General features: G+C 61.9%; 15 protein-coding genes. 2 read left to right on the top strand and 13 right to left on the bottom strand.

The annotated features are described in order from the left end of the window. Nucleotides 1-50 precede the first annotated feature (50 nt). The 9 genes from FQ705_RS02390 to FQ705_RS02345 form a co-directional block, all read right to left on the bottom strand. Entirely contained in the window at nucleotides 51-434 is a 384-nt protein-coding gene (locus tag FQ705_RS02390; RefSeq protein ID WP_144137861.1) for a hypothetical protein, read from the bottom strand. 109 nt (nucleotides 435-543) lie between these two features. Beyond that, nucleotides 544-1,782 (bottom strand): beta-ketoacyl-ACP synthase II, encoded by a 1,239-nt coding sequence (gene fabF, locus FQ705_RS02385; protein ID WP_144137860.1) that lies wholly within the window; start codon nucleotides 1,780-1,782, stop codon nucleotides 544-546. 219 nt (nucleotides 1,783-2,001) lie between these two features. After that, on the bottom strand, nucleotides 2,002-2,241 hold the full coding sequence (acpP, locus tag FQ705_RS02380) for an acyl carrier protein (RefSeq protein ID WP_004197638.1): 240 nt from the start codon (nucleotides 2,239-2,241) through the stop codon (nucleotides 2,002-2,004). 153 nt (nucleotides 2,242-2,394) lie between these two features. Beyond that, nucleotides 2,395-3,141, bottom strand: a complete 747-nt coding sequence (gene fabG / locus FQ705_RS02375; protein ID WP_144137859.1) for a 3-oxoacyl-ACP reductase FabG — start codon at nucleotides 3,139-3,141, stop codon at nucleotides 2,395-2,397. Nucleotides 3,142-3,251: 110 nt separating this feature from the next. Further along, nucleotides 3,252-4,187: an ACP S-malonyltransferase gene (gene fabD, locus FQ705_RS02370; RefSeq protein ID WP_144137858.1), complete on the bottom strand. Its 936-nt coding sequence runs from the start codon at nucleotides 4,185-4,187 to the stop codon at nucleotides 3,252-3,254. 101 nt (nucleotides 4,188-4,288) lie between these two features. Next, on the bottom strand, nucleotides 4,289-5,278 hold the full coding sequence (locus FQ705_RS02365; RefSeq protein WP_144137857.1) for a beta-ketoacyl-ACP synthase III: 990 nt from the start codon (nucleotides 5,276-5,278) through the stop codon (nucleotides 4,289-4,291). Next, a complete protein-coding gene (gene plsX / locus FQ705_RS02360; RefSeq protein WP_144137856.1) occupies nucleotides 5,278-6,384 on the bottom strand; it encodes a phosphate acyltransferase PlsX in 1,107 nt (368 codons plus the stop codon). The genes FQ705_RS02365 and plsX overlap by 1 nt, the downstream gene beginning before the upstream one ends. A gap of 172 nt (nucleotides 6,385-6,556) precedes the next feature. Further along, on the bottom strand, nucleotides 6,557-6,736 hold the full coding sequence (gene rpmF, locus FQ705_RS02350) for a 50S ribosomal protein L32 (RefSeq protein ID WP_006051932.1): 180 nt from the start codon (nucleotides 6,734-6,736) through the stop codon (nucleotides 6,557-6,559). A 101-nt stretch (nucleotides 6,737-6,837) separates the two neighbouring features. After that, nucleotides 6,838-7,482, bottom strand: coding sequence for a DUF177 domain-containing protein (locus FQ705_RS02345; protein WP_144137945.1), 645 nt, complete (start codon nucleotides 7,480-7,482; stop codon nucleotides 6,838-6,840). A gap of 243 nt (nucleotides 7,483-7,725) precedes the next feature. Between FQ705_RS02345 and FQ705_RS02340 the strand changes: the two genes are divergently transcribed. Continuing rightward, nucleotides 7,726-8,343: a Maf-like protein gene (locus FQ705_RS02340; RefSeq protein WP_144137854.1), complete on the top strand. Its 618-nt coding sequence runs from the start codon at nucleotides 7,726-7,728 to the stop codon at nucleotides 8,341-8,343. Beyond that, complete coding sequence (locus FQ705_RS02335; protein WP_144137853.1) at nucleotides 8,340-9,059, top strand: SAM-dependent methyltransferase; 720 nt, start codon at nucleotides 8,340-8,342, stop codon at nucleotides 9,057-9,059. The genes FQ705_RS02340 and FQ705_RS02335 overlap by 4 nt, the downstream gene beginning before the upstream one ends. Nucleotides 9,060-9,158: 99 nt before the next feature. On the opposite strand, the gene FQ705_RS02330 is transcribed toward FQ705_RS02335, so the two are convergent. Genes FQ705_RS02330 through FQ705_RS02315 form a run of 4 tightly spaced genes read right to left on the bottom strand, consistent with a single transcriptional unit; the run spans nucleotide 9,159 to nucleotide 12,275 of the window. After that, nucleotides 9,159-10,163, bottom strand: a complete 1,005-nt coding sequence (locus FQ705_RS02330; RefSeq protein ID WP_144137852.1) for a S49 family peptidase — start codon at nucleotides 10,161-10,163, stop codon at nucleotides 9,159-9,161. 33 nt (nucleotides 10,164-10,196) lie between these two features. Next, nucleotides 10,197-10,601 carry a Rieske (2Fe-2S) protein gene (locus tag FQ705_RS02325; protein ID WP_144137851.1) on the bottom strand — a complete coding sequence of 135 codons (405 nt, stop codon included), beginning with the start codon at nucleotides 10,599-10,601 and terminating at the stop codon, nucleotides 10,197-10,199. Beyond that, on the bottom strand, nucleotides 10,598-11,257 hold the full coding sequence (locus FQ705_RS02320; RefSeq protein ID WP_144137850.1) for an HAD-IA family hydrolase: 660 nt from the start codon (nucleotides 11,255-11,257) through the stop codon (nucleotides 10,598-10,600). The genes FQ705_RS02325 and FQ705_RS02320 overlap by 4 nt, the downstream gene beginning before the upstream one ends. Beyond that, nucleotides 11,250-12,275: an RluA family pseudouridine synthase gene (locus tag FQ705_RS02315; protein WP_144137849.1), complete on the bottom strand. Its 1,026-nt coding sequence runs from the start codon at nucleotides 12,273-12,275 to the stop codon at nucleotides 11,250-11,252. Before FQ705_RS02315 ends, FQ705_RS02320 begins: the two co-directional genes overlap by 8 nt. Between the last annotated feature and the right edge of the window lie 32 nt (nucleotides 12,276-12,307).

Here is a 12,307-nt window from a genome sequence, read left to right as displayed (position 1 = left end):
CCCATCATTGGGACACGTTACGCCGGTAACAGCGGTTACAGTCGTTACAGTCAGGCGCCCGCAGCGCGCCGACCCAGCACGGCCAGTTCGCGGAAAACGGCTGCAGGAAGGGCATCGGCACTCAGCAGCACGGTGCGCGTGCGGCCCGTTTCGGGCGCCACCGCCAGAACCAGCAGACGATCGCTCCATTGCGAACAGCCCGCAATTCGACCCTGCACCAGCAGCTTGCCCGCCCGATCCCACACTGACAGCCCCGCTGGCGCGATTTTGAGCGCCACAGGCAGCGCACCATTACGCCGCGCCGCGCAAAGCATGAGCAAGCCGGCCACGGCGGCGGTCAACGGAATTGCTTGCCAGGCGCCCAGGCGCGATGCGAAGCAAGCATAGACGGCTAGCGTCGCCGTCACGACGAATACCGCGACGGCGACGCTCAATGTGACAGAGCGCCGCAACGCAATCCGTTGCGGCGCTCTGTCAGACACTACCGATGCGGGGGCATCCGCCGGACGAACCGGCGGTGTCGGCTGGCGTGTTACCAAGCGATCAGGCGCGCTTGAAGACCAGCGTGCCGTTCGTGCCGCCGAACCCGAACGAGTTCTTCAGCGCGACGTCGATCTTCATTTCCCGCGCGGTATTGGCGCAGTAGTCGAGATCGCAGGCCGGGTCCTGGTTGAAGATGTTGATCGTCGGCGGCGAGATCTGATGATGCACGGCCAGCACGGTGAACACCGACTCCAGACCGCCGGCGCCGCCCAGCAGGTGACCCGTCATCGACTTGGTCGAATTCACGACCATGTCTTTGGCGTGGTCGCCGAAAGCGCGCTTGATGCCGGTGGTTTCAGCCAGGTCGCCGAGCGGCGTGGACGTGCCGTGCGCGTTCAGGTAATTCACCTGATCGGCGTTCACGCCCGCGTTCTTCATCGCGGCCAGCATGCAGCGGCGTGCGCCGTCGCCATCTTCCAGCGGCGCGGTCATGTGATAGGCGTCGCCGCTCATCCCATAGCCGCTGACTTCGGCGTAAATCTTCGCGCCGCGCGCCTTCGCGTGTTCGTACTCTTCGAGCACCATCACGCCGGCGCCCTCGCCCAGCACGAAACCGTCACGATCCTTGTCCCACGGACGGCTCGCCGTAGCCGGATCGTCATTGCGTTGCGACAGCGCACGCGCCGCCGCAAAGCCGCCGATGCCGAGCGGCGACACAGTCGATTCCGCCCCACCGGCGATCATCACGTCGGCGTCGCCGTATTCGATCAGGCGCGAAGCCTCGCCGATACAGTGCAGACCCGTCGTACACGCGGTGACGATGGCGAGATTCGGACCCTTGATGCCGAACTTGATCGACAGGTGGCCGGAGATCATGTTGATGATCGACGCCGGCACGAAGAACGGCGAAATCCGGCGCGGGCCGCGATTCGCATATTCCGTCTGCGTAGCTTCGATCATCGGCAAGCCGCCGATACCCGAACCGACCACGACACCGATGCGCTCCGAATTCTCGTCGGTGACTTCCAGACCGCTGTCCTGCATCGCCTGGATGCCGGCAGCCACGCCGTAATGGATGAACGTATCCATGTGGCGCGCTTCCTTACCGGGGATGTAGTCCTCGATATTGAAGCCCTTCACCTCGCCGGCGAAACGAGTCGAGAAGTTCGACGCATCGAACTTCGTGATATTGGCAATACCCGACTTGCCGGCGACCAGATTGGCCCAGCCGTCGGCAACATTATTGCCAACAGGCGAAATCAGCCCCAGGCCTGTAACAACAACACGACGGCGGCTCACGGTAACCCCTTTTTCATAGATGACAAAAGCAAAAGCCACAGCGGCCACAGGAACTTGCCCTGTGTGCCCTGTGGCTGTTAAGTCGGCAATCGCGCGAAAAATTGCGCTGTCAACATCGCTGGCTCCTGCACGGCAAAAAGCGCCAGCCCTGCTGGCGTCGATGACCGACACGGCAGGGCGTCATACGCCGCCAACGCAGAAACGCAGGCGCGAATGACTTTAGGCCTTGACGTTCGCGCGAGCGTAGTCGATCGCTTGCTGAACGGTGGTGATCTTCTCGGCTTCTTCATCCGGAATTTCCATGCCGAATTCGTCTTCGAGGGCCATCACGAGTTCAACGGTGTCGAGCGAGTCGGCGCCGAGGTCGTTCACGAACGAAGCTTCGTTCTTGATCTCAGCTTCTGCAACGCCCAGTTGTTCTGCGACGATCTTCTTGACGCGCTGTTCGATATTGTCCATTACCCCTCCAAGGGAAAAGAAGTTCAAAAATACAGGTGCGCGCATTTTATCAGGTTTGACCCGGCAAAAAAGTGGCGCATCGGGTTGCTGTCAAGGCATGCGCCTTACGCATTACAAACGCATCAAGGCGCGGATAGTAACCGAATTTGGTTACTACATGTACATTCCGCCGTTCACATGCAGTGTGGTGCCGGTGATATAGCCCGCTTGCGGCGACGCGAGGAACGCAACGGCGTGCGCGATATCGTCCGGGCTGCCGAGGCGACCAAGCGGAATCTGCGTTTTCAGCGCCATTTGCTGCTCTTCCGGCAGGCTTTTGGTCATATCGGTGTCGATGAAGCCCGGCGCAACGCAATTCACGGTGATGCCGCGGCTGCCGATCTCGCGCGCAAGGGCGCGGGTCATGCCCGCCACGCCCGCTTTCGCGGCGGCGTAGTTGATCTGCCCCGGGTTGCCGGTCGAGCCGACTACCGACGTGATGTTGATGATGCGGCCGCCTTTCGCCTTCATCATCGGGCGCAGCACCGCGCGAGAGAGACGGAACACCGACTTGAGGTTGGTGTCGATCACCGCGTCCCAGTCGTCGTCCTTCATGCGCATGGCCAGCTGGTCCTGCGTGATGCCGGCATTGTTCACCAGCACGTGCAGCGCGCCAAATTCCTTCACCGTGCCTTCGATGAGCGCGTCGGCCGCAGCCGCGTCGTTCACGTTGAGCAGAGCGCCACGGCCGTTCACGCCGGCGGCGTTAAACGCCTCCGTGATCGCTGCCGCACCGCTTTCGCTGGTCGCCGTGCCGATCACCGTCGCGCCCTGGCGCGCCAGTTCCATCGCGATCGCCCGGCCAATGCCGCGCGAAGCGCCCGTCACGATTGCGATCTGCTTGTCGAGAGTCTTTTCCATCTGTCAGTCCGGATGCCCTTCGGAGGGCTGATTGTTTCTGATGCCGCGTGCAGGTGCTACGTTCTGAGTCCGCCGCGAAGTCCTGTTGCCGGCCACTTCGCGCGAGGCGTTCAGCCTGCCTTCACGAGCTTAAGCGTTTCTTCGAGCGATGCCGGATCGAAAACCGACGCGCCGACCAGATTCCCGTCGATACGCTTGGTCAGACCCGCAAGCACCTTGCCCGGACCGCATTCGATCACGTGCGTGACGCCTTGCGCCGCGATCGATTGAACGCTTTCGACCCAACGCACCGCGCCCGCTGCCTGACGCACCAGCGCATCTTTGATCCCGGCCGGTTCGTTGACCACGGCGACGTCGACGTTATTGATGACGGGAATCGACGGCACCTGCACGTCGACGCTCGCCAGATACTCGCGCAGTTGATCCGACGCCGGCTTGAGCAGCGAGGAATGGAACGGCGCCGATACCGGCAGCGGCAGCGCGCGCTTGGCGCCCTTCGCCTTTGCGACTTCGCAAGCCTTTTCGACCGCAGCCTTGTTGCCGGCGATCACGACTTGCGACGGCGCATTGAAATTGACCGCTTCGACGACGCCCGCGATCGACGCTTCGGCGCAGACTGCGCGCACGGTGTCGTCGTCGAGACCCAGAATCGCGGCCATGGCACCTTCGCCGACCGGCACAGCCGTTTGCATGGCTTGTGCCCGGAAACGCACGAGCGGCACGGCGTCGCGAAACGCGAGCGCGCCCGCCGCGACCAGCGCGGTGTATTCGCCAAGGCTGTGGCCCGCGACAATCGCGGGTTTCGGGCCGCCCGCCTGCGCCCACGCGCGATAGATCGCGTAGGCGGCGGTGAGCATGACCGGCTGGGTATTGGTGGTGAGGTTCAGATCTTCGACGGGGCCTTCGGCGATCAGCTTGCCGAGGTCCTGATTGAGCGCGTCGGATGCTTCCTGAACGGTTTCACGCACGACTGCGTGATCGGCGAATGCATTGAGCATGCCGACCGACTGCGAGCCTTGCCCAGGAAAAACGAACGCAAATTTCATAACGTCCTCAAAATCGATTGAGTCAGATGTGGGTGGCGCGCGGCGCCGACCTCACGCGCGCGCGGGCGCCGCAAGCAGCGCCGTCTGCAACGTCGCCGCCGTTAATAGCGGATAACCGACGCGCCCCAGGTGAAGCCGCCGCCGACGCCTTCGATCAGCACGTTCTGGCCGCGCTTGATGCGGCCGTCGCGCACCGCGACGTCAAATGCGAGCGGGATGGACGCAGCCGACGTGTTGCCGTGCTCGCCCACCGTGACGACCATGCGCTCCTGCGGCAAGCCGAGCTTGCGGCAAGTGCTTTGCATGATGCGGATATTGGCCTGATGCGGAATCAGCCAGTCGATCTGCTCGGCCGTCATGTTGGCTTTTTCGAGCGCTTCGACCGCGACCTTTTCGAGCACGTTGACGGCGAGCTTGAACACGGCTTGCCCGTCCATATGCAGAAACGCGCTGCCGGCGACCACACCGCCGTTCACGTTGCCCGGCGTGCAGAGAATGTTCGAATGGCTGCCGTCCGCGTGCAAAGCGCTGGCCAGCACGCCCGGCTGCTCCGACGCCTGCAGGATCACCGCACCCGCACCGTCGCCGAACAGCACGCAGGTGGTGCGGTCCTTGAAGTCGAGAATACGCGAGAAGGTTTCCGCGCCGATCACGAGTGCCGTGCGATGCTGACCGCTGCGAATGAAGCTGTCCGCCGTGGCCACTGCGTAGGCGAACCCGGAACAGACGGCCTGCACGTCGAATGCCGCGCCGTGATTCTTGATGCCGAGTTTGTTCTGCAACAGACACGCCGTGCTCGGAAACACGAAGTCGGGCGTGGAGGTGGCGACGATGATCAGGTCGATGGACTGCGGATCGATGTCCGCCGCTTCGATCGCGCGCTGGGCGGCGATCAGCGCCAGATCGCTGGTCGCGACGTCCGGTTCCGCGAAGTGGCGTGCGTGGATGCCCGTGCGGGCCACGATCCACTCGTCGCTCGTCTCGACGCCTTCTTTGGCGAGACGTTCGGCCAGATCCTGATTAGTGACGCGTCCGGGCGGCAGGTAGCTGCCGGTGCCCAGCACGCGGGAATAAATTGTCGATTGAGCCATTATGCCTTCGAGGATTGCGCAGCGTAGGGCTCGGCTGGCTGGCCTGCGATCGGGCTTGCGTGACCCGCACCGCTCGCGTCGCGCGCCGCCTGTTCGAGAGAACCTGCGTTCTCTTCCATTGCACGCGCAAGGCGTTCCAGCACGCCGTTTTTGACGGCATCATACCCGCGTTTGATAGCCCACTCAAACGCGTAGGCATCAGCGGAGCCGTGGCTTTTGATCACCAGCCCGCGCAGGCCGAGCAACGCGGCGCCATTGTATTGCCGATGATCGACGCGCTTCTTGAAGCGCATCAATACCGGCAACGCCAGCACCGCCATCACCTTGGTGAGCCACGAACGGCCGAACTCTTCCTTGATGATGTTGGACAGCATCTGCGCGAGGCCTTCCGACGTCTTCAGCGCGACATTGCCGACAAAGCCATCGCAGACGATCACGTCGACGGTGCCTTTGAAGATATCGTTGCCTTCCACGTTACCGTGAAAATTGAGTGTACTCGCGCGCAGCAGTTCGCCGGCACGTTTGATGGTTTCGTTGCCCTTGATGACTTCTTCGCCGATGTTGAGCAGACCGATGGTGGGTCGCTCCTTGCCTTCGAGCGCGGACACGAGCGCGTGCCCCATCTCCGCGAACTGCAGCAGATGCTGCGGCTCGCAATCGACGTTGGCGCCCAGATCGAGCATCATCGTGTAGCCATTGGGATTGGGCAACGCGGACGCGATGGCCGGGCGTTCAATACCCGACAGCGTCTTTAACACATAGCGAGAGACCGCCATCAGCGCGCCGGTATTGCCGGCCGAAACGCAGGCTTGCGCCTCGCCTTCCTTGACGCGATTCAGCGCCACGCGCATGGAGGAATCTTTTTTCTTGCGCAGCGCGACTTCAACCGGGTCGTCCATGGCGACGATCTCGGAAGCAGGTACAACGGTCAGCGCCGGCAGGTCTTGAGCCTTCAACTTCTTCAGCTGCGCGTGGATCGCACTTTCAATACCGACGAGCAGAAGCTGCGCGTCGGGGTGCGAGCGAACGAAGTTGACGGCTGCGGGAACGGTCACGGACGGGCCGTGGTCGCCTCCCATGCAATCTATCGTGAGCTTTACTGTCATGGAGTGCGACGAATTTCAGGCGCCCTGCATGGGACCGCAGTAAGCGCCAAAGCGCCAAATGCAATCGACACAAAAAAGCGGCAGTTGAATGCCGCCTTTTTGCCGAGCCGGGAAAATGTCAAGCGAGCCGATCGCCACGCGAAACGCCAAGGGGCGCAACGCAGTGAAACGATTAGTCGTTCTTCGTCTTGACGACTTTCTTACCGCGATAGTAGCCGTTCGGGCTAACGTGGTGACGCAGATGCACTTCGCCCGTGCTCGGCTCCACGGCCAGCGGCGCTGCCGTCAGGAAATCGTGCGAACGGTGCATGCCGCGCTTCGACGGCGACTTCTTATTTTGCTGAACTGCCATGACTAACTCCTAAAAATTTTCCGAATTCTAACACAGCCCGACCCGGTCTCCGCCACTGGCCGAATGGCCAGTGCGCCCGCATCGCGCTCCTACGCAACTGTTCAGTGCTTCTTGTCGCCCGGCTCACCGCGCTTGAGACTTTCGAGCGCCGCAAACGGATTGGGTCGCTGGGGCTCACCGCCCTCACCCGCCTCGTCTGATGCGCCCTCGTCGCCCTCACCTTCAGCACCGGCCACACCAGAGACGAGACTCTCGTGCACTTCGGGACACACCTCGTGCTTGGGCACGAGTGGCAAGGAAAGCAGCAACTCTTCTTCGATCAAGTCGATGAGATCGAAATGGTGCGAACCCACGATCACCTCGACTTCATCCTCGTCGAGCGGAAACTCTTCGGCTTCCGCCTCAGTGCCGACGATCCGGTAAATTGAATCGACGTTGAACGGCTGCGAATACGGTGTCAAGCACCGCTGACATTCGAGCCATGCCGCGCCATGAATCGCCATCCGCAAATAAGGCTGGGGACCCTCGGCGCCGTCATCCTGCAATTCCGGCTGCGTCGTGCCTTCGGCTTGCCAGGTGAACGCGGTATCGCGGTCTGGCGCTTCTGCCGGGACTTCGTTTAACATGCGCGGCAGTTGCGAGACGCGCACGACACCCGCGGCCTGACGCCCAGTCCGCGCAAATTCGAAGAGATCGAGATCATGCGGGTCGGACAGACCAGCAGGGTTGCCAGGATGTTGAGTCATGTGCGCTCCTGCGTCGGCAAGGATTTCGCCGGGGTAAAACGGTTTGCAAAGCCGCCGCAAGGTCCGCAGCACTGTGTTCGCATCATACTCAATGGAACACGCCGAAACCCGCCTAGCGCAAGCATACCGATGAAAAGCCCGAAATCATATCCGTTTTGTCTTTTCGAGTCAAACACTTAAGCCCGTACACGCGCGAACTTTGCGCCAGCCCGTACGCCCCGCCTCTCTAGCCGCAGATTGACCATGCCAGATTCCCCCAATCGCCCGCCACGCCTGATTCTGGCGTCGAGTTCGCCCTATCGTCGCGAGTTGCTCGAGCGCTTGCGCGTTCCGTTCGAAGTCGTCGTGCCCGCGATCGACGAGACTCCACTCGCCGGCGAAACGCCCGAAGTAACCGCACTGCGCCTTGCCGAAGCCAAGGCACGTGCCGTGGCCAGCAAACCAGGCGCTGACGAAACGGCGCTCGTGATCGGCTCCGATCAGGTCGCCACCTACGACGGTTTGCAGATCGGCAAGCCCGGCACACACGAAAAGGCACTCGCGCAGTTGCAAGCGATGCGCGGCCGCGAAGTCCTGTTTCATAGCGCGCTGTGCCTGTTCGACAACCGCTCCGGGGTGGCGCAGTCCGTCGACGTCATTACCCGCGTGCAGTTCCGCGACTTGCCGGATGATCTGCTCGAAGCCTATCTGCGCGCCGAAACGCCGTACGATGTGGCCGGTAGCGCCAAATCCGAAGGCTTGGGCATCGCGTTACTCGAGGCCATCTATTCCGACGACCCGACTGCGCTCGTCGGACTGCCGTTGATCGCACTGTCGCGCATGCTGCTCGCAGTGGGTTTTCCGCTATTGGGGGCACAATGAGCGGCACGCTCTATCTAATTCCGAACACGCTCGGCGAAGGCGATGCCGATGCGCTAGACGCCGTTTTGCCCGCCCCAGTCCGAGCGCGCGCCGCGTCGTTGCAGTATTACATCGGCGAAAACGCGAAAACCACCCGCGCATTTCTCAAGAAAGTCGGCACCGAGCGGCCGATCCAAGAAATCGAAATTCGCGAACTGAACGTCAACACACCGGCCGGCGAAATCGATAAGTTGCTCGCGCCAGTGCTTGCCGGGACGGACGCTGGCCTTGTCTCCGAGGCCGGCTGCCCGGCGGTGGCCGATCCGGGCGCCCTGCTGGTGCGTCGGGCGCACGAGCGCGGCGTAAAAGTCGTGCCGTTTGTCGGGCCGAGTTCGATCCTGCTGGCTCTGATGGCATCAGGACTCAACGGACAGAGCTTTGCGTTTCACGGCTATCTTCCGGTAGATGCCGCCGAACGCGCCAAGCGCCTGCGCGACCTGGAGCAACAGTCGCGCAAGGGCAAACAGACCCAGATTTTCATCGAGACGCCATATAGGAATCGCCCGCTGCTCGATACCCTGCTGGCAACGTGCGCGCCGTCCACACTGGTGTGCGTCGCTGTCGATCTGACGCTGGAAACGGAAACCATCGCGAGCCACTCGGTGGCCGACTGGAAGAAGAAACCAGCGATCGATCTGCACAAGCGCCCGGCCATTTTTCTGATATTGGCCAATTGACTCGCGACAAACCGATCGAAGCCGGCCCGCCGATAGATAAAAGCCCCGCCCGTCCAATCAGGACAGGCGGGGCTTTTTTCATTTCAGCAAAATATCCGGCTAGCGCAAGCTCATCTTCGCGCCGAGCGCCATCGCGTGCATCGCACCGCTGCCAACGGCCGCGCCGAATTTGCGCGCAACACGATCGGTGATGCTTTCTTTTACCGTGTAATCGACGATATCCGGTGCCTTGATGATGTCGCGTGCCACGTAGTCGGCGTCGCCGAAACCGTCGGCCAGACCCAGTTCGACGCTCTTCTGGCCCGTCCAGAACAAACCCGAGAACATGTCGGGCGTCTCGTGCAGGCGTTTGCCGCGGCCTTGACGCACCGCATCGATAAACTGCGCGTGGATCTGATCGAGCATATCCTGCGCATGTTCGTCCATCTTTGGCGTTTCCGGCGAGAACGGGTCAAAAAAGCCCTTGTTCTCGCCTGATGTGTGCAGACGCCGCTGAATCCCAAGCTTGTCCATCAAACCGGTGAAGCCAAAGCTATCCATGAGCACGCCGATTGAACCGACGATGCTGGCCTTGTCGACATAAATCTTGTCGGCGGCCGCAGCAGCGTAGTAACCGCCCGAGGCGCACATATCACCAACCACCACGTAAAGCGGAATTGACGGGTATTTGGCGCGCAAACGGCGAATTTCGTTATAAATGATGCCCGCCTGCACCGGACTGCCGCCCGGGCTATTACAGCTCAGGATCACGCCGGCCGTGCCTTCGTCGTCGAACGCAGATTCCAGGGCGGTGTTGATATCTTCGGCGTTCGCATTCGTATCGGCGGAGATTTCGCCGTCAAGCGTCACCATCGCCGTGTGGCGCCCGGTTGCGGCCACCTTGTCGCCAGAGAAATCGATCGCGCCCCAGATCGCCAGGAGCAGGACGATCAGGAAGACAAAGCGGAAAAAGATTCTCCAGCGACGTGCGGCGCGCTGTTCGTTGATCGCCGCCATGGCGATCCGCTCAAGCGCGGCGCGTTCCCAGCCCGGCTCATCGGCAGGCGTACGGGGGCGGCCTGGCAAGGACGGTTCCTTCGGCTCGGGAGTCAAATTATCGGACATGCGGTGCAGTGGAAAGATCGAAGAAAGGAAAAATCAAGGCTTGGACGGACGCAACTCACCGTCCGGCAGCCAGAATACGGCACGGCCTTCGGGTGTGTCGCGCTCTTCCACCTGAACCGGACGCAACCGGCCGCCGCGGCACGGACCACCCACACACCTGCCGGTTTCAGGCGCGTAAATCGCGCCATGCGTCGCACACATCAAGTATAAACCGGACGATTCGAAGAACTCGCCCTCAGCCCAGTCGAGCTCCATCGGCACGTGGGCGCAGCGGTTCAGATAGCCGTATGGCTGGCCATCATAGCGAACAAAAAAGACTACGACCTCACTCCCACCCAATGTCGCTTCGCGCCGAACACCCTTGCCGCCGTCGGCCAGTTCTTCCGACGCGCAGATACGGACCGCTTCCGCCGTTGCCTGCGTCGTGTCGGTGGTCATGCGTTTTCTCGCAACCAGTCCGACAGCACGCCGACACTGGAAGCGACGAATTTCGGCGATAACGCAGTCAACGAACCAGCAGGATGCGCCCCGTAGGTGACGCCGATGCCCGCGACGCCCGCATTGATCGCCATTTGCAGATCGTGCGTGGTGTCGCCGACCATCACCGTACGCACGGGATCCTGCCCCAGTTCGCGCGTGAGCTCGTGCAGCATGGCGGGGTGCGGCTTCGAGAAGGTTTCGTCGGCGCAACGCGTGCCGTCGAACAAGCTGGTCAAGCGCGATTGATCGAGCGCCCGGTTCAGCCCGACACGGCTTTTGCCGGTCGCCACCGCCAGCAGGTAACCCTGATCGCGCAAATCCTGCAACATTTCACGCACGCCGACGAACAACTCGGTGGTCTGATCCTTCAGCAGATAGTGGAAGCGGTAACGCTCGGCCAGGCGCGGATAGTCGGACGGGTCCAGCGTGGGCGCGGCAATCTGCAGCGCGTCGCGCAGACCGAGGCCGATCACATAGCTGGCAGCCTCGTCGGCGGGGACCGGCAGGCCCATGTCGCGGCACGCGGACTGGATGCTGCGCGTAATGTGGGCGGTCGAATCCATCAGCGTCCCGTCCCAGTCGAAGACGATCAGATCAAATTGCTCTCTAGCCATGCGGTGCCGTCTCCGGGTTTGACCCATTTCTTAAATCGTTGAGTTGCGCGACGAAAGCGCGGCATTCCGCCGGCAGCGGCGCCTCGAACTGAATCGGTGCGCCGGTTGCGGGGTGCACGAGCTTCAGCCGATAGGCGTGCAGGAACATGCGTTTGATGCCGGGCCTGGCGTTGGCGCGCGCCAATGCCTTGTTCAGCGCGAAATCGCCATATTTGGCGTCGCCGACGATCGGCAGCTCCAGATGCTGCAAATGCACCCGGATCTGATGCGTTCGGCCGGTCTTCAATTCCGCCTCCAGCAGCGCATATTCCGGCCAGCGGTCGATCAGGTTGAACACCGTATGCGACGCCAGGCCGTCCGCCTGCACGCGCACGCGCCGCTCGCCGTCTGCCGTCAGATACTTGTGCAGCGGCTCCTTGACCGCGCGGCGACGGCCCCAATCGCTCGCCCAGTCGCCATGAACGCAAGCATAGTAGCGCTTATCCATCTTGTTCTCGCGAATCTGCTCGTGCAGGTTGACAAGCGCCGAACGCTTCTTGGCCAGCATAAGAATGCCGGACGTCTCGCGATCCAGCCGATGCACCAATTCGAGGAATTTCGCCTGCGGGCGCGCCTCGCGCATCTGCTCGATCACGCCGAACGCGACACCACTGCCACCATGAACCGCCACTCCGGCCGGTTTATCGATGACCAGCATGTGCTCGTCTTCGAAAATGATCCGGAAATCGGCGCTCGGGACCGGCAGATGGGCGACGGCCTCGTTCGGTTGAGCGACGCGAATGGGCGGCACGCGCACCAGATCGCCCAGTTCGAGCCGGTACTGCGCGTCTATCCGGCCCTTATTGACTCGCACCTCTCCACTGCGCAGGATGCGATAAATATGGCTCTTCGGCACGCCTTTACAGACGCGCAGCAAGAAGTTGTCGATGCGCTGTCCGGCCGCACTGTCGTCGATCTCGATCAACGAGACCTGGTCGCTTGCGACCGATTTCTGGGATATTTTGCCTAACTCTTTCATTCTGAATATAATTTGCCCAGCAGTCTGCGGCG

Origin of the sequence: Paraburkholderia sp. BCC1884 (assembly GCF_900996225.1) — a bacterium.
In the GTDB taxonomy this organism is placed as follows: Bacteria; Pseudomonadota; Gammaproteobacteria; order Burkholderiales; family Burkholderiaceae; genus Paraburkholderia.
This window is presented reverse-complemented; position numbering and strand designations above follow the sequence as displayed.

Excerpts from the sequence above, each read along its gene's own strand:
- FQ705_RS02315 (WP_144137849.1), bottom strand. The coding sequence starts at position 12,275 with ATGAAAGAGTTAGGCAAAATATCCCAGAAATCGGTCGCAAGCGACCAG.
- plsX (WP_144137856.1), bottom strand. The coding sequence starts at position 6,384 with ATGACAGTAAAGCTCACGATAGATTGCATGGGAGGCGACCACGGCCCG.
- rpmF (WP_006051932.1), bottom strand. The coding sequence starts at position 6,736 with ATGGCAGTTCAGCAAAATAAGAAGTCGCCGTCGAAGCGCGGCATGCAC.
- FQ705_RS02335 (WP_144137853.1), top strand. The coding sequence starts at position 8,340 with ATGAGCGGCACGCTCTATCTAATTCCGAACACGCTCGGCGAAGGCGAT.
- fabG (WP_144137859.1), bottom strand. The coding sequence starts at position 3,141 with ATGGAAAAGACTCTCGACAAGCAGATCGCAATCGTGACGGGCGCTTCG.
- FQ705_RS02345 (WP_144137945.1), bottom strand. The coding sequence starts at position 7,482 with ATGACTCAACATCCTGGCAACCCTGCTGGTCTGTCCGACCCGCATGAT.
- acpP (WP_004197638.1), bottom strand. The coding sequence starts at position 2,241 with ATGGACAATATCGAACAGCGCGTCAAGAAGATCGTCGCAGAACAACTG.
- FQ705_RS02325 (WP_144137851.1), bottom strand. The coding sequence starts at position 10,601 with ATGACCACCGACACGACGCAGGCAACGGCGGAAGCGGTCCGTATCTGC.
- FQ705_RS02330 (WP_144137852.1), bottom strand. The coding sequence starts at position 10,163 with ATGTCCGATAATTTGACTCCCGAGCCGAAGGAACCGTCCTTGCCAGGC.
- fabD (WP_144137858.1), bottom strand. The coding sequence starts at position 4,187 with ATGAAATTTGCGTTCGTTTTTCCTGGGCAAGGCTCGCAGTCGGTCGGC.
- FQ705_RS02320 (WP_144137850.1), bottom strand. The coding sequence starts at position 11,257 with ATGGCTAGAGAGCAATTTGATCTGATCGTCTTCGACTGGGACGGGACG.
- FQ705_RS02340 (WP_144137854.1), top strand. The coding sequence starts at position 7,726 with ATGCCAGATTCCCCCAATCGCCCGCCACGCCTGATTCTGGCGTCGAGT.
- FQ705_RS02365 (WP_144137857.1), bottom strand. The coding sequence starts at position 5,278 with ATGGCTCAATCGACAATTTATTCCCGCGTGCTGGGCACCGGCAGCTAC.